15 protein-coding genes are annotated in these 20,536 nt (G+C 62.0%); 7 read left to right on the top strand and 8 right to left on the bottom strand.

What is annotated here, in order from left to right; all coding sequences use genetic code 11:
• The first annotated feature begins 145 nt into the window (after positions 1–145).
• From E1K68_RS13160 to E1K68_RS13175, 4 genes are all read left to right on the top strand, one after another.
• Positions 146–2,134, top strand: coding sequence for an alpha-1,4-glucan--maltose-1-phosphate maltosyltransferase (locus E1K68_RS13160; RefSeq protein ID WP_003190984.1), 1,989 nt, complete (start codon positions 146–148; stop codon positions 2,132–2,134).
• 193 nt (positions 2,135–2,327) lie between these two features.
• On the top strand, positions 2,328–5,675 hold the full coding sequence (gene treS / locus E1K68_RS13165; protein ID WP_003190985.1) for a maltose alpha-D-glucosyltransferase: 3,348 nt from the start codon (positions 2,328–2,330) through the stop codon (positions 5,673–5,675).
• Positions 5,672–7,918: a 1,4-alpha-glucan branching protein GlgB gene (glgB, locus tag E1K68_RS13170; protein WP_212614194.1), complete on the top strand. Its 2,247-nt coding sequence runs from the start codon at positions 5,672–5,674 to the stop codon at positions 7,916–7,918. Before treS ends, glgB begins: the two co-directional genes overlap by 4 nt.
• A 42-nt stretch (positions 7,919–7,960) precedes the next feature.
• Positions 7,961–9,121, top strand: coding sequence for a sensor domain-containing diguanylate cyclase (locus E1K68_RS13175; RefSeq protein WP_094775040.1), 1,161 nt, complete (start codon positions 7,961–7,963; stop codon positions 9,119–9,121).
• On the opposite strand, the gene E1K68_RS13180 is transcribed toward E1K68_RS13175, so the two are convergent.
• The 6 genes from E1K68_RS13180 to E1K68_RS13205 form a co-directional block, all read right to left on the bottom strand.
• Positions 9,100–11,304: a GAF domain-containing protein gene (locus tag E1K68_RS13180; protein ID WP_212614195.1), complete on the bottom strand. Its 2,205-nt coding sequence runs from the start codon at positions 11,302–11,304 to the stop codon at positions 9,100–9,102. The genes E1K68_RS13175 and E1K68_RS13180 overlap by 22 nt on opposite strands.
• A gap of 173 nt (positions 11,305–11,477) precedes the next feature.
• Positions 11,478–12,329 (bottom strand): CAP domain-containing protein, encoded by an 852-nt coding sequence (locus tag E1K68_RS13185; RefSeq protein WP_003190992.1) that lies wholly within the window; start codon positions 12,327–12,329, stop codon positions 11,478–11,480.
• Between the two features lie 82 nt (positions 12,330–12,411).
• A complete protein-coding gene (locus E1K68_RS13190) occupies positions 12,412–13,737 on the bottom strand; it encodes an MFS transporter (RefSeq protein ID WP_003190993.1) in 1,326 nt (441 codons plus the stop codon).
• A 56-nt stretch (positions 13,738–13,793) separates the two neighbouring features.
• Positions 13,794–14,987 (bottom strand): L-2-hydroxyglutarate oxidase, encoded by a 1,194-nt coding sequence (gene lhgO / locus E1K68_RS13195; RefSeq protein WP_003190995.1) that lies wholly within the window; start codon positions 14,985–14,987, stop codon positions 13,794–13,796.
• A gap of 106 nt (positions 14,988–15,093) precedes the next feature.
• Positions 15,094–15,804: a FadR/GntR family transcriptional regulator gene (locus E1K68_RS13200; RefSeq protein ID WP_003190996.1), complete on the bottom strand. Its 711-nt coding sequence runs from the start codon at positions 15,802–15,804 to the stop codon at positions 15,094–15,096.
• Positions 15,805–15,842: 38 nt separating this feature from the next.
• A complete protein-coding gene (locus E1K68_RS13205) occupies positions 15,843–17,075 on the bottom strand; it encodes an MFS transporter (protein WP_212614196.1) in 1,233 nt (410 codons plus the stop codon).
• Between the two features lie 113 nt (positions 17,076–17,188).
• Here E1K68_RS13205 and E1K68_RS13210 point away from each other — a divergent pair, with 113 nt between their 5' ends.
• Both E1K68_RS13210 and E1K68_RS13215 read left to right on the top strand, forming a co-directional pair.
• A complete protein-coding gene (locus E1K68_RS13210) occupies positions 17,189–18,073 on the top strand; it encodes a LysR family transcriptional regulator (protein WP_003190999.1) in 885 nt (294 codons plus the stop codon).
• A gap of 56 nt (positions 18,074–18,129) precedes the next feature.
• Complete coding sequence (locus E1K68_RS13215) at positions 18,130–18,807, top strand: GNAT family N-acetyltransferase (RefSeq protein ID WP_212614197.1); 678 nt, start codon at positions 18,130–18,132, stop codon at positions 18,805–18,807.
• Here E1K68_RS13215 and E1K68_RS13220 read toward each other — a convergent pair.
• Complete coding sequence (locus E1K68_RS13220; RefSeq protein WP_034135514.1) at positions 18,797–19,399, bottom strand: TetR/AcrR family transcriptional regulator; 603 nt, start codon at positions 19,397–19,399, stop codon at positions 18,797–18,799. The genes E1K68_RS13215 and E1K68_RS13220 overlap by 11 nt on opposite strands.
• Before the next feature lie 72 nt (positions 19,400–19,471).
• Between E1K68_RS13220 and E1K68_RS13225 the strand changes: the two genes are divergently transcribed.
• The gene (locus E1K68_RS13225) at positions 19,472–20,071 is read left to right on the top strand and encodes an NAD(P)H-dependent oxidoreductase (RefSeq protein ID WP_003191003.1); all 600 of its coding nucleotides are present in this window, start codon (positions 19,472–19,474) and stop codon (positions 20,069–20,071) included.
• 1 nt (position 20,072) lies between these two features.
• On the opposite strand, the gene E1K68_RS13230 is transcribed toward E1K68_RS13225, so the two are convergent.
• Entirely contained in the window at positions 20,073–20,462 is a 390-nt protein-coding gene (locus E1K68_RS13230; RefSeq protein ID WP_003191004.1) for a hypothetical protein, read from the bottom strand.
• Positions 20,463–20,536: the final 74 nt, after the last annotated feature.

Below are 20,536 nucleotides of genomic sequence, written 5' to 3' on the forward strand. Positions count from 1 at the left end.
TCCCGCCCAGTGGCGGTATATCCACCTGAACTTTTGAACAGCGCCCAGGCTCGGACCTTATACGGCCCTGCTCAGGGAGAGCGTCGCCGTTTCTGAATTCGGATCAAGCCAAGAGCGTCCACAGGGCGTAAGGGGAAGATGCTCGATGACTGCTGAAACACTGGTTCCAGAAGACTCCGTGCTGCCGCTGTCCCAGGCGCTGCTGTTACCCAGGATCGCGATCGAAAGCACCATGCCGGTCATCGACAACGGTGAGTTTGCCGTCAAGGCGGTGGTGGGTCAGCGGGTCCATGTGACCAGCAAAGTGTTCGCCGATGGCCACGATAAACTGGCGGTGTTGATCCGCTGGCGCGCGCTGGGAGATGAAAGCTGGCACAGCGTGGTCATGCTGGATATCGGCAACAATGGTTGGGAGGGGGCGTTTACCGTCGCCTGCCAAGGCCGCCATGAGTACTGCATCGAAGCCTGGATCGACACCTTTGCCAGCTTCTGTTACGAACTGCGCAAGAAGCATGAAGCTGGCGTGCCGGTCAGCCTGGAGTTGCAGGAGGGCCGCAGCCTGGTGTTGCAGGCCGCCGAACGCAGTGACAATGAACTGCGTGACCGCTTGATGTTGTTGCACCATGAGCTCTCCGGCCTGCTGGAAACCGAGCAGGTGGCGTTATTCCTGCACGAAGACAGTGCACACCTGATGACCCAGGCCGACCATCGGGCCTATTTGAGCGTCAGCCCCGCGTACCCGATTGACGTGGAGCGTGAGGCCGCACAATTTGCCAGCTGGTACGAGCTGTTTCCGCGCTCGATCACCGACGATCCTGCACGGCACGGCACGTTTAACGACGTCCACGCACGCTTGCCGATGATCCATGACATGGGCTTTGACGTGCTGTACTTCCCGCCGATCCACCCCATTGGCCGTAGCCACCGCAAGGGCAAGAACAACTCGCTCATCGCCGGCCCCGATGATCCCGGCAGCCCCTATGCCATCGGCAGTGAGGCGGGCGGTCACGAGGCGATCCACCCGCAGTTGGGCACGCGCGATGATTTTCGCCGGTTGGTCCAGGCCGCTGCCGACCACGGCCTGGAAATCGCCCTGGACTTCGCGATCCAGTGCTCCCAGGACCATCCATGGCTCAAGGAGCATCCGGGCTGGTTCAACTGGCGCCCGGACGGCACGATCAAGTACGCGGAAAACCCACCGAAAAAATACCAGGACATCGTTAACGTCGATTTCTACGCGGCCGACGCCATCCCGAGTCTGTGGACCGAACTGCGCGATATCGTGGTGGGCTGGGTGCAAGAGGGCGTGAAGACCTTTCGCGTCGACAACCCGCACACCAAGCCGCTGCCGTTCTGGCAATGGCTGATCAGCGATGTGCGTGCCAAGTACCCTGAGGTGATCTTCCTCGCCGAAGCCTTCACCACCCCGGCGATGATGGCGCGCCTGGGCAAGGTCGGCTATTCCCAGAGCTACACCTATTTCACCTGGCGCAACACCAAGGCTGAGCTGAGCGAGTACCTCACCCAACTGAACCAATCGCCTTGGCGTGAGTGCTACCGCCCGAACTTCTTCGTCAATACGCCGGACATCAACCCGGGTTTCCTGCATGAATCCGGCCGTGCAGGCTTCCTGATCCGCGCTGCGCTGGCCACCATGGGCTCGGGCTTGTGGGGGATGTATTCAGGCTTTGAGTTGTGCGAAGCCGCGCCGGTGCCGGGCAAAGAGGAATACCTGGACTCGGAGAAGTACGAGATACGCCCCCGCGACTTCACCGCGCCCGGCAACATCATCGCCGAGATCGCCCAGCTCAACCGCATCCGTCGTCAGAACCCGGCGTTGCAAACCCACCTGGGGCTCAAGCTCTACAACGCCTGGAACGACAACATCCTGTATTTCGGCAAGCGCAGCGAAGACGGCAGCAATTTCATTCTGGTCGCCGTCAACCTCGACCCGCACAACGCCCAGGAAGCCCACTTCGAATTGCCACTGTGGGAGATGGGCTTGCCCGACGATGCCCAGACCCAGGGCGAAGACTTGATGAACGGCCACCGCTGGACCTGGTACGGCAAGACCCAATGGACCCGGCTGGAGCCACAGATGCCGTTCGGCATCTGGCGCATCAGCACATCCTGAGTGCTCGTTCCCACGCTCTGCGTGGGAACGCCTCACGTGACGCTCTGCGTGGGAACGCCTCACGTGACGCTCTGCGTGGGAATGCCTCACTTGACGCTCTGCGTCGCGCTTGGGACGCGGAGCGTCCGGGGCTGCATTCCCACGCGGAGCGTGGGAACGATCCTCGAGAACTTTGTATTTTCAGGAGTTTGCAATGGCCAAGAAACCCAAGGCAGCCACCTTTATCAAAGACCCGCTCTGGTACAAAGACGCGGTGATCTACCAGGTTCACGTCAAATCCTATTTCGACTCCAACAACGACGGCATTGGCGACTTTGCCGGGCTGATCGCCAAACTTGACTACATCGCTGACCTGGGCGTGAACACCATCTGGCTGCTGCCGTTCTACCCCTCGCCGCGCCGTGATGACGGCTACGACATTGCCGAATACCGCGGCGTGCACAGCGACTACGGGACGATGGCCGACGCCAAGCGCTTTATTGCCCAGGCCCACCAACGCGGGCTGCGGGTGATCACTGAACTGGTGATCAACCACACCTCCGACCAGCACCCCTGGTTCCAGCGTGCGCGCAAGGCCAAACCAGGCTCGGCGGCACGGGACTTCTACGTGTGGTCGGACGATGACCAGAAATACGACGGCACACGCATTATTTTCCTCGACACCGAAAAGTCCAACTGGACCTGGGACCCGGTGGCCGGCCAGTACTTCTGGCACCGCTTTTACTCGCACCAACCGGACCTCAACTTCGATAACCCGCAGGTCATGAAAGCGGTGCTGTCGGTGATGCGCTATTGGCTCGACCTGGGCATCGACGGCCTGCGCCTGGACGCCATCCCCTACCTGATCGAACGGGACGGCACCAACAACGAAAACCTGGCCGAAACCCACGACGTCCTCAAGCAGATCCGCGCCGAGATCGATGCCCATTACCCCGACCGCATGCTGCTGGCCGAAGCCAACCAATGGCCGGAAGACACGCAGCTGTACTTTGGCGACAGAAAGGGCGACGACGGCGATGAATGCCACATGGCGTTTCACTTCCCGCTGATGCCGCGCATGTACATGGCGTTGGCCCAGGAAGATCGCTTCCCCATCACCGACATTCTACGCCAGACCCCGGAGATTCCCGCCAACTGCCAGTGGGCAATTTTCCTGCGCAACCATGATGAGCTGACCCTGGAAATGGTCACCGACAAAGAGCGCGACTACCTGTGGAACTACTACGCCGCAGACCGCCGCGCCCGTATCAACCTGGGCATTCGGCGACGCCTGGCGCCGCTGGTGGAGCGCGATCGTCGGCGGGTGGAATTGCTCAACAGCCTTTTGCTGTCGATGCCGGGCACGCCGACCTTGTACTACGGCGATGAAATCGGCATGGGCGACAACATCTACCTGGGCGACCGTGACGGCGTGCGCACGCCGATGCAATGGTCCATCGACCGCAATGGCGGGTTTTCCCGTGCCGACCCGGCCAGCCTGGTACTGCCGCCGATCATGGACCCGCAATACGGCTACCAGTCGGTCAACGTCGAGACCCAGGCCCAGGACCCGCATTCATTGCTCAACTGGACCCGGCGCATGCTCGCAGTGCGCAAGCAGTCCAAGGCGTTTGGTCGTGGCAGCTTGAAAATGCTCTCGCCGACTAACCGGCGCATCCTGGCTTACACCCGTGAATACACCGGTGAAGACGGCCACACCGAGATCATCCTGTGCGTGGCCAACGTGTCGCGCAGCGCCCAGGCGGCAGAGCTGGACCTGTCGGCCTTTGCCGGCATGGTGCCGGTGGAGATGCTTGGCGGTAATGCCTTCCCGCCCATCGGCCAGCTGAATTTCCTGCTGACCCTGGCGCCCTATGGTTTCTATTGGTTCGTGCTGGCAGCGGAAAACCAGATGCCCAGCTGGCATGTGGAACCGGCGCAAAGCATGCCCGACTTCACCACTTTGGTACTGAAAAAACGCATGGAAGAGCTACTCGAAGAACCTTGCCGCACCAGCCTGGAACATACGTCACTGCCCGCCTGGCTGCCCAAGCGGCGCTGGTTTGCCGGCAAAGATACGGCAATCGACACGGTGCACATCGCATATGGCGTGCGTTTTGGCGACCCGCAGCATCCGGTGTTGCTCAGTGAGATCGAAGTGACCAGTGCCGGCCAGGTCAGCCGCTACCAACTGCCCTTGGGCTTCCTTGGCGAAGACCAGTTCACCAGCGCCTTGCCCCAGCAATTGGCGTTGGCCCGAGTGCGACGCACCCGCCAGGTAGGTTTGGTGACCGATGCCTTCAGCCTTGAGCATTTTATCCTTGAGGTGATCCAGGCCATGCAGGCCGGCACCGTGCTCAATACCCCTGACGGCGATCTGCGATTCGAGGCCACTCAACACTTGGCCGCATTGCAACTGACCCGTGAATCGCCGGTGCGTTACTTGTCCGCCGAGCAGTCCAACAGCTCGGTGGTGGTCGGTGAGAGTCTGGTGCTCAAGCTGATTCGCAAAGTCAGCGCCGGCGTGCACCCGGAGCTGGAAATGAGTGCGTACCTGACCGCCGCTGGCTACCCGAACATCTCGCCGCTGCTGGGCTTTATGAGCCGCCAGGACGGGCAGGGACAGGACAACTTGCTGATGATTGCCCAGGGTTACTTGAGCAATCAGGGCGATGCCTGGAGCTGGACCCAGAACAACCTGGAGCGGGCGATCCGCGATGAGCTGGCCGACGCGATCTCTGAACAGGAACAGCATTACAACGCCCTCGGGGAACTGGCAGATTTTGCCGGTTTGCTCGGTCAGCGCCTGGGTGAAATGCACCTGGTGCTGGGTGCGCCAACGGCCGACAAGGCCTTCAAACCCGAACCCACCACAATCAAAGACACCCAAGCCTGGGCCAAGGATGTCGGCGCCCAGATCGACCGTGCCTTGCAGTTGCTCAAGCTTAATCAAAGCCAGTTGAACCCCGCCGACCAGGCGTTGGTCAGTGAATTACTGGCGCAGAAAAAAGCCATCGCGGCGCATGTCCAGGCGTTGGCCAAAGCCACGGCGGGCGGATTGCGCATTCGCGTCCACGGTGACTTGCACCTGGGCCAGGTATTGGTGGTCAAGGGCGATGCCTACTTGATCGACTTCGAGGGCGAACCGGCGCGACCGCTGCATGAGCGGCGCGGCAAACACAGCCCTTATAAAGATGTGAGCGGTGTGCTGCGTTCCTTTGATTATGCCGCGGCCATGGCGCTGAATGTACAAGGGGTGGATCACACGCCAGAAGCGAACGCTGCGCGCAAACGCGTGACCGACCGCTACCTGAATGAAGCCCGCGTAGCATTTACCCAGGCTTACCAGGCCGCTGCGTCTACACTGGCGCATGACTGGCAGGATGCCAACGGCCAAGACGCAGCGCTGACCTTGTTCAGCTTGGAAAAGGCCGCGTACGAAGTGGCCTACGAAGCAGAAAACCGCCCGACCTGGCTGCCGGTGCCCCTGCAAGGGCTGCACGGCTTGTTGAGCGGGCTGACACCTATATCTAAACCTGTACGCGGTGGGGAGACGTCATGAGTTTTACACAGAGAGAACCGCTGCAGCCCAAGTTGACTGCATTGCCGGCGTCCAAGGACGTCGATGCGCTGGTGCGCGCCGAGCACCCCGACCCCTTTTCGATCCTGGGGCCCCATGATGACGAGCAGGGCGGCCAGTTTATCCGTGCGTTCCTGCCCGAGGCCCTGAGTGTCCAGGTACTGGCGCGTGACACAGGCGAGCCGTTTGGCAGCCTCGATGCCACCCAGGTGCCAGGCCTGTTTATTGGGCACTTCAGCACTCGCCAGCCCTACCTGCTGAAAATCCAGTGGGCCGGCGGTGAGCAGATCACCGAAGACCCTTACAGCTTCAGCCAATTGCTGCTGGGGGAGATGGACCTGTACCTGTTTGCCGAAGGCAATCATCGTGACCTGGGCAACTGCCTGGGGGCGCAGGTGGTCAGCGTCGATGGCGTGCAAGGCGTGCGCTTTGCCGTCTGGGCGCCGAACGCACGGCGGGTTTCGGTGGTGGGCGACTTCAATATCTGGGACGGGCGCCGTCATCCGATGCGCCTGCGCCATCCCTCGGGCGTGTGGGAAATCTTCATCCCGCGCCTGCAGCCGGGCGCGGCTTATAAGTACGAAATTCTCGGCGCCCACGGCATTTTGCCGCTCAAGGCCGACCCCGTGGCGCTGGCCACCCAACTGCCGCCGGACACCGCCTCGAAAGTTGCCGCACCTTTGCAAGTGGATTGGCAGGACCATGAGTGGATGCAATCGCGGGGCGACAAGCAGAAATCCACCGCGCCGTTGTCGATCTACGAGCTGCATGTGGGGTCCTGGCAGTGCGAGTTGGATGAGGCCGGTGAAGTGGCCCGTCAATACGGTTGGCGCGAACTGGCCGAGCGCCTTATTCCTTACGTACAACAATTGGGCTTCACCCATATCGAACTGATGCCGATCATGGAGCACCCCTTCGGTGGCTCTTGGGGCTATCAGGCATTATCCCAGTTTGCCCCCAGCGCGCGCTTTGGCTCGCCGGAAGACTTCGCCTGGTTCGTCAATGCCTGCCATCAGGCCGATATCGGCGTGATCCTCGACTGGGTGCCGGCGCATTTCCCCACCGATACCCACGGCCTGGCGCAATTTGACGGTACCGCACTGTACGAATACGCCAACCCCCTGGAAGGCTTTCACCAGGACTGGGACACGCTGATCTACAACCTGGGCCGCACCGAGGTCCACGGTTTCATGCTCGCGTCGGCTTTGCATTGGCTCAAGCATTTCCATGTGGACGGCCTGCGCGTGGACGCCGTGGCCTCCATGCTGTATCGCGATTATTCGCGCAAGGCCGGTGAATGGGTGCCCAACCGCCATGGCGGTCGCGAGAACCTGGAAGCCATCGACTTCTTGCGGCACCTGAACGACGTGGTCGCCCTTGAAGCGCCGGGCGCCTTGGTGATTGCCGAGGAGTCCACAGCCTGGCCCGGCGTCAGCCAGCCGACCCAACAGGGTGGCCTGGGCTTCAACTACAAATGGAACATGGGCTGGATGCACGACTCCCTGCATTACATTCAGCAAGACCCGGTGTACCGCGCCCATCATCACAACGAGCTGAGTTTCGGGTTGGTGTATGCCTGGTCCGAGCGCTTCATCCTGCCGATTTCCCATGATGAGGTGGTACACGGCAAGCACTCGCTGATCGACAAGATGCCCGGCGACCGCTGGCAGAAATTTGCCAACCTGCGCGCCTATCTCAGTTTCATGTGGATGCACCCCGGCAAGAAGCTGCTGTTCATGGGCTGCGAATTTGGCCAATGGCGCGAGTGGAACCACGACCAGCAACTGGATTGGTATTTGCTGCAATACCCCGAGCACCGTGGGGTGCAGAAGCTGGTTGGCGACCTGAACCGCCTGTACCGCGAAGAACCGGCGTTGCACGAACAGGACGATGCGCCCCAGGGCTTCCAATGGCTGATCGGTGATGACGCGATCAACAGCGTCTACGCCTGGCTGCGCTGGAGCAAGGGTGGCCAGCCGGTGTTGGTGGTTGCCAACTTCACCCCGGTGCCCCGTGAAGGCTACGCAGTCGGTGTGCCGTTTGGCGGGCGCTGGAGTGAGGTGATCAACAGTGATGCCGATACCTACGCCGGCTCCAATTACGGCAATGGCGGCGCGGTGTTTACCCAGGATGAGCCGCGCCATGGGCAACCGGTGTCGTTGTCGTTGAACCTGCCGCCCCTGGGCGTGCTGATTTTGCGACCTCAAGAGCCTGAAACGCTCTAGCGCGGCGTATGCCGCTGTTCGGCTTGCTGGCAAGGTGCCACAATGGCGCCTTTGCCGTCGCCGGTCAAACAGGCCAACCCCATGAATAACCTTGGGCAAGATCAGGGTCACCTCATCGAAGAGCAGGTGCGAACCGACCGTTTGCACCAGCTGTTTCGTCAATCATTCTCGGCGATCTTCGGCAGCTACCTGGGCGCCGTCATGCTCTGCTGGCTGTGCTGGGATCGGTTCGATCATCAGGTCATCCTGGTGTGGTTGGTACTGTTGGCGGGCTCGTCATTGGTGCGCCTGCATCTGTTCGTGCAATGGTTTCGCTGCCCTGACGCGGCGCGCACGCCCGCCCGTTGGGAACGCCGCTACTGGGTCACGCTGATGCTGTCGGCGGGTATCTGGGGCGGCGGGGCGCTGGCGGTGATGCCGGTCGATGACCGCTTATCCCAGGTGCTGGTGATGCTGTTTACCGTGGGCATGTCGGTCAGCGCGGTGTCCTGTTATTCAGCCTATCGCTACATGACGCTGGGCTCCATGGCGCTGGTGTTGCTTCCCTGTACGGTATGGATGCTGCTCCAGCCCTCACCAATGCAAGTCGGCGTGGCGCTGGCGGTGTTGGTGTTTGCCTCGTTTGTGGTCGGTGCGACGCGCAAGCTCTCCGATGCCCTGGAAAAAGCCTTTCGCCTGACGAGGCAAATGGAGCGCGCTCATCACATTTCCACCCGCGCCGCCCAGACCGATGAACTGACCGGGCTGATGAACCGTCGGGCTTTTTACGAGCAAGCCCAGTTGCTTTACGCCCAGTGCCTGCGCGAGCAGCAACCGCTGTGTGCGTTGATGATGGACATGGACCACTTCAAAGCCATCAATGACACCTACGGCCACCAAGCCGGTGACCAGGTGTTGCGCCAGATTGGCGCGGTGATCAGCGCATCCTTTCGCCAGACCGATATCTACGGTCGCCTGGGAGGCGAGGAGTTTGCGGTGTTGCTGCCCAATACCTCATTGGAGACCGCGCGCGGCATTGCCGAGCAGTTGATCCAGAAAATTGGTGACTTGCCCGCCGACCCGGTACAGGGGGTGAGCGCCAGCCTGGGCGTGGCATCCACCCACGCTCAGCATCTGGACTTGAACGGCTTGATGAACAGCGCCGACAAGGCCCTGTACCAGGCCAAGGCATCGGGCCGCAATCAGGTGGCGGTTGTCGACTGATCCTTGCTCATCGCCTTTGCCAGCACTCGCGCAACCTGGTCGGCGGAGTAGGGCTTGGCGAGGAACTCAAAGCCTTCATAGCCGCTGTCCGCCAGTTCCTCGCTGTAGCCGGAGACGAGTACCACGGGCAGGTCCGGGCGGCGCTGGCGCAGTAGCTTGGCCATGGCCACGCCGGTCATGCCGGGCATCACCACGTCGGAGAAAATCGCATCGAACCCCTGGACGTCTGTGCCGGCGAGGTTCAGCGCCTGTTCGGCATTGGTCGCCCACGTGGTCTGGTAACCCAGGTCCTTGAGGATCTGGCTGGCGAAGCGTCCTACCTCAAGGTTGTCCTCGACGATCAGCACGTGCTGATGAGCAGCCTCTTGCGGCGCTGGCAAGTCTGTATGCGGGTCTTGATCCGGCGCCGCTTCGCCTTCGACCTGCGGCAGGTACAAGGTAAACACCGTACCCTGGCCAAGGGTGCTGGCCACATCGATATTGCCGCCTGACTGCTTGGCAAAGCCGAATACCTGCGACAGGCCAAGGCCCGTGCCTTTGCCCACGGCCTTGGTGGTGAAGAACGGCTCGAAGATGCGTTCGAAGGTATCGCTGGGAATCCCGGTGCCGGTATCGGCCAGAGAAATGGCGATGTAGGGCATGCACGACTCGGCATCCCCGCGGATACGTGGCAGCGTTTGCTGCCCGGCGACTTTCAGGGTCAGGGTACCCTGGCCGTCCATCGCATCGCGGGCGTTGAGGGCGATGTTGATCAGCGCGGTTTCGAACTGGCTGGGGTCGATGCGTGCATAGCAGGGCCGATCGGGCAATTGCACCTGCACATGAATGCGTGCGCCGGTGACGCTTTCGAGCATCTCGCCGATGTTCTGCACGCGCTGGCCGACATCGAACACCTGCGGGTTCAATGGTTGGCGACGGGCAAAAGCGAGCAGTTGGCTGGTGAGCTTGCTGGCCCGCTCCACCGTGTCGGATACCGCGCACATATAACGTTGCCGACGCTCTTCGGACAGGCCCGGTTGGCGCAGGAAATCCACGGATGAGCGGATAATGGTCAGCAGGTTATTGAAGTCATGGGCGACGCCACCGGTCAGTTGGCCGATGGCCTCAAGTTTTTGTGACTGGCGCAGTGCAGCTTCGGCTTCGGCCAGCGCACGGGTACGCTCATTCACGCGCTGCTCCAGGCTGGCATTGAGTTCCGCATAGGCGGCCAGGCCCTTACGCACGGCGGCGTCGGCACGCACGCGCTCGATATGCGCCCATGAACGTTCGGTGACTTCGCCCAACAGCGCGATGTCGTAGGACGACCAAAAACGCGGCACTTTGTCGTGTACGGCCATCAGTGCGGTGAGCCGCCCGTCTTTGATCAAGGGCATGCAAATGGTGGCCGTCACACCGAGTGCCTGGAAGCTCGCGGCGTCATGGGGCGGCAGCTCGATCAGATTATTGCGTATCACCAGTGGCTCGCCGGCACGCAGGCAGTTGACCGCGCATTCGCCAAACGCCGCCAGGCTGTAATGGCCGATGATGCTCGGCGAGCCTTGCGCCGACCAGTCGCCTCGAATGGTAAAGCCATCTTCATCCTCGTCCATGTTGGCGTAGGCACAGATGGACACCTGCAGATGTTCGGCCAGCAGGCGAGTCGTAGACGTCAGGATGGTTTCGGCGTCGGTAGCGTTGGTCACGCTATTGCTAATGGCGTCCAGCACTTCAAGACGACGGGCGAGGAACACCGTGGCAGTGGTTTCGGTCACCGTGTCGAGCAAACCGACCACTACACCTTGGGCATTGCGAATCGGGCTGTAGCAGAAGGTGAAATAGGCTTGTTCCGGCGCTTCGTTGCGTTGGATCAACAGCGGGAAGTTTTCGATATAGGTGGCGTGCCCATCGAACGCGGCGTCGGCGATAGGGCTGATATCGTCCCACACCTCGTGCCAGATCTCGTTGAACGGGCGGCCCAAGGCGTCGGGTTTGCTACCCAGGATCGGCGTGAACGCGTCGTTGTAGAGGGTAATCAACTGAGGCCCCCAGACGATGGCCTGGGGGAAACTCGACGCGAAGCACAGCGCAACGGTTGTCTTCAACACATCGGGCCAGTGTTCAAGTGGCCCCAGGGGCGTATTGGCCCAATCATGCTGACGAACCCGCTCTGCCATTTCGCTGCTGCCTTGCAGCCAATTCATCATTGGGTTCACACCTTGCTTGCCACGTATTGTTTAGCTTTGAAGAGCCCGACCGACTAGCAACAGACCGGAATGACCGCATTCAGTTCAGCGCGATTATCTCCCTGATAGCACTTTGATTTCATTGTCTATTTGCACGCCGTCATTGTTGGCCGGGTTGGGCCGGCGCCCAACCTTCATTGCGTACCGAATAACCCCGTCCAATAGATGCCCGCGTCACTCTTGGGGTCCATCGCGTAGGCGGCACCCAAGTCGCGAAATTGCGGGTTCATCAGGGTGGCGCAGTGGCCGGGGCTGGCGAGCCAACCGTCGACGACCTTGCGCGGCGTGTCGAGGCCGGCGGCGATGGTTTCGCCGATGTTCTTCGCGATATACCCGGCCAGTTCGGCGCGGTCACCGGGCGTACGCCCGTCGTGGTCCAGGTGGTCGAAGAAGTTGCCGTTGGCCATGTTGCGCGTGTGGCTGTTGGCCGCGCTGGCCAGCGTGTCGTTCCACGACAGCGGTGTGGTCGCGGTGAACGCCTGGGTGCCGCACTGGCGTGGCTCGGCACGCGCGGTGTTGATCAAGTCGAGCAGTTTTCTGCCTTCGGTTTGCCAATCGCCCAGGCCACTGGTAACCAGCGGGCGAGCCAGCACGATGCGCCAGTCCTGGCCGCTGTTGCTGACGCCGATATCGACAAATTGCGGATCGAGCACTACGCGGCAGAAGCTCTCGCGTACCGCTTTCATCGCGGCCTCGGCATCTTTGGGCCCGGACAGGCTGATAGCCTGCACATTCACCATGGGGTACGCAGCGCGCGCCAGCGACTGCTGCAAATCGCCGACATTGGACGCCGGCAATACCAGCCGTGTGTCGCTGGTCAGCGGCGGCAGCTCCTGGGAACCCTGGTCACCGCAGCGTTGCACCTGGCTGCGGTATTGGTTGATCTGTTGGACTAACTGACTTTCTTCATTCGCCATCGCGCTGGCGCAGAACACCGTAGTGGCGGCCAGCGTCGTAAGACCCATCATCAATGACAGAACGCGCATGGACGTTACCCTTGAGCTTGAAAGTGCCCATGATGCGCGATCCAGGTGCATCCATGCACCCGTTGGTCCGAACTTTTTTTGCTCAGTTCTTGAATGTCGAGTGTTTCGCGCCCTGATCGCAGAGGGCAAACACCACCACCAACAACGCAGAAATCGCGAGGATCACCACCACGCCATCGGTGGAGTGGGTGGCCGAGGCCGCTACCATCGACAGCGCGCCCAGCGGTGCCAGGCCACCGGCAATGGCGGTGCCGATCTCCCGCCCGGTGCCAAAGCCCGATGAGCGCGTTTGCGTCGGGAACTGCCGGCTCAGGAACGAACCCTGGGGGGCGAACATCATCGGCGCGAGGATTCCGGTGCCCACCCCGATGGCGAGGTAAATCATCAGGCTTTCACCACTGTTGAGCAGGGCCAGGAACGGGTAGGCGAACAACAGCGAGCATAGCCCGCCGAGCATCAACACGGTCTTGCTGCTCCACTTGTCACACAGCCAGCCGAAGCAGGGCACGGCGACGATGGCCACCAGGCTGGCGATGGTCACCGACAGGGAGGTGACATGCACATCCACCCCTTTGAATTGGGTCAGGTAGGCCAGGGAAAAAGTCTTGAAGATGTAGCTCAGGGCGTTGTAGCCAATCGCGACAAAAAACACCACGGCGAGGCCCTTGAGGTCGTTCTTGAACAAGGCTTTGAGGGGCGATGGCTTGGCCTTGGCTTTTTCCTTGCTCAGCTCCTCGAACTGCGGGGTTTCCGGAATGCTGTTGCGCACCCACAGGCCGACGCCCACCAGCACGATGCTGCAGATAAACGGAATACGCCAGCCGCCGGCCAGCAGGAACTCGTTGCCGTTGATGGTCAGCAGGTAGATGGTCAGTGAGGACAGCAACAGGCCCAGGTTCAGTCCCAATGCCGGCCAGGCGCCCTGGCTGCCACGCTTGCCTTGGGAGGCGTGTTCGTAGGAGGTGACCGCCGCCCCCGACAGCTCGGCACCCGCGCCCAGGCCCTGGATGATGCGGATAAACACCAGCAGGATCGGGGCCCAGATGCCGATGGAGGCGTAGCTGGGGATCAAGCCGATCAAGGTGGTGCACACGCCCATCAGGCAGAAGGTCAGCACCAGCACTTGCTTGCGCCCGAACTTGTCGCCCAGGTAGCCAAACAGGATGCCGCCGAAGGGGCGGGCGATAAAGCCGATGGCAAAGGTCGAAAAGGCCATTAGCGTGGCAGTCTTCGGGTCGCTGTTATCGAAGAAGATCTTCGAAAACACAATCGCCGCCATGGTGGCGTACAGGTAAAAGTCGTACCACTCCAGCATCGAGCCGAAGATGGTGGCGGCGGCTACTTTGCGTAGGCGCTTGCGGGTTTGTTCGGGCGTTTCGGTACCGGGGATGGAGGCGGATGCCGACATGCTGGACTTCCTTCTGGGTCTTTGTAGTTATTGTTGGGTGAACGGGCGGTGCGGTCTTACTGGGGGTGGAACAGGCGGTCGGCGATCATCGCGCCGATGGGCATGGCTGAGGTGGCGGCCGGCGAGGGCGCATTGCACACATGCAGCATTCGTGAGGTTTGGGCGAACAGAAAGTCGTGCACCAGGCTGCCGTCACGCATCACCGCCTGGGCACGGATACCGGCCTCGTAGGGCAGCAGGTCATCGAGGGTCAGGGACGGGCAGTACTTGCGGCACTGCTCCAGGTAGCCGGACTTGAATAACGAGTTCTTCATTTCGGTGGTGCCGGAACCGAGGTTTTGCCACAGGGTTTTCCAGAATCCCGGGAAGCTGGCGTACTGCGCCACGTCGCGCCAGTTCACCGAAAACTTGCGGTAGTTCTCGCGGCCCAGGCCCAGCACAGCATTGGGGCCGACGGTGACGCTGCCGTCGATCATGCGGGTCAGGTGCACGCCGAGGAAGGGCAGCTGCGGGTCGGGGATCGGATAAATCAGGTGGTTGACGATGTTGCTCTTGGCGGAGGGCAGGCGGAAGTATTCGCCACGAAACGGGATGATCTGATGGTCGATGCGGATGCCGGCCAGGCGCGCCAGGCGGTCTGACTGCAAGCCGGCGCACACCACCAGGTGGCGGGCCTGCCAGGTCTCGCCCTCGGTGTTGACGGTGACCGTATCGGTGTCTTCGTGGATGGCGGTGACGGTGCGTTCCAGGCAGATCTGCCCACCGTGGCGACGAATCACCTGGGCCATGGTCTCGCACACCTGGCGGTAATCGACAATCCCGGTGGCATCGAGAAACAAGCCGCCGAGGCCGACGATGTTCGGTTCACGCTGGCGCAGCTGTTCGGCATTCAAGCGCTCGACCTGCATGCCATTGAGCTGGGCGCGGGCGTACAGCGCTTCCATGCGTTGCATTTCCAGGGGGCTTGAAGCCACCAGCAGCTTGCCGCACACCTCGAATTTGATCCCGTGTTCACGGCAGAACTGCTTGGTGGCTTCGGCGCCTCGCTTGCACAAATCGGCCTTGAGGCTACCGGGCGCGTAGTAGATGCCGGCATGGATCACGCCGCTGTTGTGGCCGGTCTGGTGCTTGGCCAGCACCGACTCTTTTTCGAGAATCACCAGCGACGCGCCGGGTTGGCGCTTGAGCAGCTCCATGGCGGTGGCCAGGCCGACGATGCCGCCGCCGATAATGCAAAAGTCATGAATCATTGCAGGGGTACCTAGGCTGTACATTTCAGTCTGCTTATCAGGTTGTCAGACTAATGTTTTTGTTAAAAAAATGGCGTGTCCAAGGACACGCTTCACACAGGTTGCATCAGTTCGTGGTCGGCAATTCCAGTTGCAGGCGCTGCGCTGCGGCACGCAGGTGCGCCTCGGCACTGGCAGCAGCGCGCTGGGCGTCGCCGTCGGCGATGGCCTGGTAGAGCTGTTGATGTTCTTCGGTTGCATCGGCCGAGCCGGTGGCAAAGCGCGACGCCGAGTTCTCCCACGCGGTTTTACGCGCACTGGCCAACTGGCTCCTGAGGAAGTCATGGAAGGCCACGAAGTAGTCATTCTTGCTGGCGTCGGCAATGGCGCGGTGGAATTCCACATCGGCCAGGGCTGCGGCTTCAAAGTCGTCGCGGTTGTCCTGCATGGCCTGCAACGCGCTTTTCATGCGCTGCAGGTCGGCGCTGTCGCGGCGCTGGGCGGCAATCGAAGCGGCCTGGGTTTCGATCCACAGGCGCACTTCGAACATCTGCGCCAGGTCAGGTCGTCGCCCGTTGGGCTGCGGAAACCGAAACACCGTGCCCGCAGGGGTCTGCGAAATAAACGAACCCAGACCACGGCGAGCGGTGAGCACACCGTCGGCCTTGAGCTGGGCAATGGCTTCACGCACCACGGAGCGGCTGACGTTGAGCTGTTCGGCCAATTGCTGTTCGGTCGGCAGGCGCGACTCCGGGGCCAGTTGGCCGGATTCGATTTCTGCGCGAATGGCGCTGACAACCCGCACGACAAGCGAATCGGGGCGCTGGAGCTCAAGCATGGGAAAACCTTGGTGATCAGGTTGTCAGACAATAGTCGTTACGATTTTAGCTTGTCAATATTTGTCTGCTTCGCGCTGCTCGGCCTTTGCGCACGTTTCCAGGCGATCAGTGCGGCTATCAGCAGCAAACCTGCTGCCATGGCGAAGGTGGCGTGCAAACCGGCAGCCACCGCCTGGGGCGCGGCGTGGCTGACATCCGGGGTGGCGCGGGCGAACACCGCGCCGAGGGCCGATGCGCCGAAAATCAGGCCCAGGTTGCGCGACAGATTCAGCAGGCCGGACACCGTGCCTCGGCGTGTCGCCTGTACATCGCTCATCACCGCCGTGTTGTTGGCCGCCTGGAACAGGCTGTAGCCGGCCGTCAACACAATCAGCGCCGCGAGATAAACGCCAAGCCCGGACGCCTGCGACAGCAACAAGGCCCCGCACAGCATCACGCCCAATCCCATGAGCGTCAGGCGCTGGCTGCCGAGGCGATCAGTCAGGTAACCCGCCGGTACACCGGTAACCGCCGCGACCGCGGGCCCAACGGCCATGGCCAAGCCCATCCAGGCGGGATCGAGGCCCAGGCCACGGGACAGGTAGAACGGGCCTACCACAAACGTGGCCATGATCACTGCCGACACCATGGCACTCATGGCCAAGCCGGCGCGCAACGGCGCATCGCGCAGGGGCGCCCAGAATGTATCGCCTGGCCAAGCGTCGCGGCGGTCAGCATCCACCGGCAAATAACGGTAGGCGAGGGCGGCAGCCACGCCCGCCAAGGGCAGGCCGATCAGAAACAGCGCGCGCCAACTCCACAGGCTGAGCAATACCCCGCCGACACTCGGCCCCATGGCCGTGCCGAGTGCCGACAGGGTGCCGAGCAAGCCCATGACTCGGCCGGTATTTGCTTTCGTGACGGTGTCACCCACCATGCCCAGGGTCATCGCCATCATGATCGCCGCGCCCAGGCCCTGGAATGCCCGTGCGCCGATCAGCCAGGACAGGGTTGGCGCGGCGGCACACCCGGCGCAGGCCAGGGCAAACACCAGCAACCCGGCCAGCAGCAAGCGCCGGCGCCCCAGACGGTCGCCCAGGCGCCCCGCGCTGACAATCACGGCGGTGATGGCCAGCAGGTAGGCCAGCACCACCCACTGCACGGCATGAAACGATGCCCCGAAGGCGTGCGCCAGGCTGGGCAGGCCGACATTGGCAATGCTGGTGCCCAGGGCGGCCAGCAACATGGACAGCGACAAGGCGACCAGGCCGCCGCGTGTGGAAGTTTGCATGCGCGTTTCCTTGAGTGAATGCACCTGTCACAAATCTACGGCGTCGCCTAACATGGCGGAAGACGCATGGGTTGCAGGTTATAGCTGCGTCCAACGCCTGATAAGGAGCCCACATGCCCGACCTCAATTTACTCATCACCCTGGACGTGCTGCTTGCCGAAGGCAGCGTCGCTCGCGCCGCCCAGCGCTTGCGCCTGAGCCCTTCGGCCATGAGCCGGGCCTTGGCGCGTTTGCGCGCGGCCACGGGCGATCCGTTGCTGGTGCGTGCGGGGCGCGGCCTGGTGCCGACGCCCCGGGCGTTGCAACTGCGCGAGCAGGTCAGCCAATTGGTGCAGGACGCCCACGCCGTATTGCGCCCCGCGCACACCCTGGATTTGGGTGAAGTGGTACGCACCTTCACCTTGCGCACCAGTGAGGAGTTCGTCGAACGCTTCGGCCCTGCATTGCTCGCGCGTATCGCTCAGGACGCCCCAGGGGTGCGCTTGCGTTTCGTGCACAAGAGCGACAAGCACAGTGCGTTGCTGCGCGACGGTGGTGTCGACCTGGAAACCGGTGTGGTCGATGTCGGCGCCAGCCCCGAGGTGCTGACCCAGGCGCTGTTTCGTGACCGCCTGGTGGGCGTGGTGCGCGCGGGCCATCCTCTGAGTCGCGGCCCTTTGAGCGCAGCGCGTTTCGCCCAGGGACAACACGTCTATGTGTCGCGGCGCGGGCAGGACCGTGGCCAGATCGACGATGCCCTTGAGGCGCAAGGTCTGGTTCGGCAGGTCAGCATCGTGGTCGCCGGTTTCAACACGGCCATCGCCCTGGCGCGGGGCACCGACCTGATCGCCAGCGTGCCTGAGCGCTATATCAGCGTGCCGCCTCGAGGCTTGCACTGCTTTGAGCTGCCGGTGACGTTGCCGCCGTTTACCGTGGCGATGCTGTGGCACCCGCGACAGGACGCCGACCTGGCCCATCGCTGGCTGCGCACCTGTTTGCGCGAGGTGTGCGGGCCATGAGCGGCCCGCAACAGGTACAATCGCCGCTGCCTTGACGCGAAACCCCAGGAATTTGCATGTTCAGCCTTACCCGCTACACCACACCGTGCCCCGAACCGATCAACAGCCAGATCCTGCAGATGGTGGTGGACAACCTCACCGACATCAGCAGCGTGGCGCTGGCACCGAGCAACCTGCTCTACAACATCTACCAGTACGCCATCGGGTTTGAGGTACACCTGTACCTTGAGGCGTTGAATGGCGAAAAGGGCGTTGCGGTGGAGTTGGTCGTGGCGATGGAAGACGACGCAGTGGTGGGCTTTTGCCTGTATCTGCCGGTGAAGGATGATCCGCACGCCTGTGGCGTCGCGTTTATGGCGGTGCAGGCCGGCTTTCGTCGCCAGGGTGTGGCGCGCAGCATGCTGGACGAGGTGTTGGCGCGTTATCCCCACGCCGAACTGGCTTGTGCGGTAGAGAAGGTTGCGGTGTTCGAAGCCTTGGGGTTCCAGGTGCGCGGTGCGCGTGGCACCCAGGTTGTGATGAACACCCGCAACTACGGCACCGATGGGCTGATGGGGGTTTTGGATGTGGCCTCGATCTACAGTTCGCTGGAAGTGCGGCAGATCCACACCTACCTGCTGCAAAAACACGGCAAGCGCGCCATGGTCGACGCAGAGAAACAGCGCGATCGGCACCTGGACCAGTTGACGCGCAAGGCGCAACTGTTCGTCCAGGGCCGTCTGCCTACGGCCTGACGCGCCTGACCATCCCGAGGATAGTCTCCAGCAGCTCCTGCTGAGCTTCCTCGCGGCTGATCTCGCCATTGGCCGCCGCGTGGGACAGCGCTTCCGCCGCGCCGAGCATGGCGCGCAGGCCGGCCTGGGAAATGCTGCCGCCGTGGGTGAAGGGCGACAGCGCGTCCCGGCACTTATCGAGGAAGATCGCCTCGTATTCACGCTTGGACGCTTCCAACTCCGGCGAACCGCTCAAGGCGGCAACCACGCCGGGAATTTCCCGACCTTGCAACAGCACACAGTCGACATACGACGAGGCGATGACCCACGCGCGGTCCTCAAGGGTCGCGTTGCTGGTGGCGATGGCATTGGCAAATACCTGGTCCTGGCGCGCGTCGAAGTCTGCATACAGCGCGGCCAGCAACCCCGCACGCGTCGCGAAGTGGTCGTACACCACCGGCTTGGTGACGCCCGCCAACTCGGCCAGGCGGCCCAGGGTCAGGGCGTCGGTGCCTTCGTCACGCACCAATTGCCAGGCCACGTCGAGTAACTGACGCAGGCGATCTTCACGGGACAAACGACGACGTGGGGCAGGGGATTCACTGCTTGACATGCTTATATACCAAAAGTAACTTATTCGACGTAACTTACTAAAAGTAGATTAAGCCGAAACGGAGTCAAAGTCATGCACGCATTGATCGTTGTTGCTCATCACGACCCGCAATCCCTCACTCATAGTGTGGCCGCCGAGGTGGGGGCGGGCTTGAGCGCCTCTGGCCACACCTTCGAAATAGCCGACCTTGCCGCTGAAGGGTTCGACCCACGCTACAGCGCCGCCGACCATCGGGTGCACCGTACACGCGCCACGCCGCCAGCCGACGTGTTGGCCGAACAGGCCCGCATAGACCGCGCCGACGCGCTGGTGCTGGCGTTCCCTATTTACTGGTGGTCGATGCCGGCGTTGCTCAAGGGCTGGGTCGACCGCGTATTCGTCAATGGCTGGGCGATTGATTACGGCCCCGATACACCGGTGCAGAAGAAACTAAGGCATGTGCAGGTGCATCTGCTGGCCCTGGGTGGGGCCGATGAAAGTGCCTTTGAGCGACACGGTTATGCCAAGGCCATGAACACCCAGATCGACTACGGCATCTTTGATTATTGCGGGGCGCGGGTACTCACCTCCGCGTTGTTGCTGGACTCGGAAAGTGGCACGGCCCAGGCGCACTTGCACAAGGCCCGGGCGGTGGGGCAAGAGTTGTTCGAGCGAGAAGCAGTGGCGGGATAATTCAGACGTCGCGAAACAGGTCGTGGGCGTCGAGCAAGCGGTAGGCAATCTCTGGGTTCTTCTCCAGGCCACGGCGAATGGAGGCGGGGATCGACTGGCGGGTCTTGCGACACATGCCCGGCAGTTCGTCGATGACGATCTGGATCCCGCGCATGCTCTTGACCTCGGTATGCCCGGGCGCGATATGCACACGGATGCCCAGTTGCTCGTACATCCGCTGTTGCAGGTGTTCGAGGTCTTGCAGGCTCTTGAGGTTTTCCAGGCGCGCCAGCAGGATTTTTTCCTGCTGGCGCGTCAGTTGGAGAATGCGCAGGTCAGCGCCGGGCGCTTGCAGCAGTTGTTCACGGTTGCAGACACAGGCGCCAGGTGGGCAGGGTTGGCGAAGGGTCATTGACGCTCCCGGCAGAGTTGTAGGAGCGGGCTTGCTCGCGAAAAACGTCAACGATAACGCGTTTTTCCTGAATA

This window comes from Pseudomonas sp. B2021 (genome assembly GCF_018135665.1).
In the GTDB taxonomy this organism is placed as follows: domain Bacteria; phylum Pseudomonadota; class Gammaproteobacteria; order Pseudomonadales; family Pseudomonadaceae; genus Aquipseudomonas; species Aquipseudomonas lactis.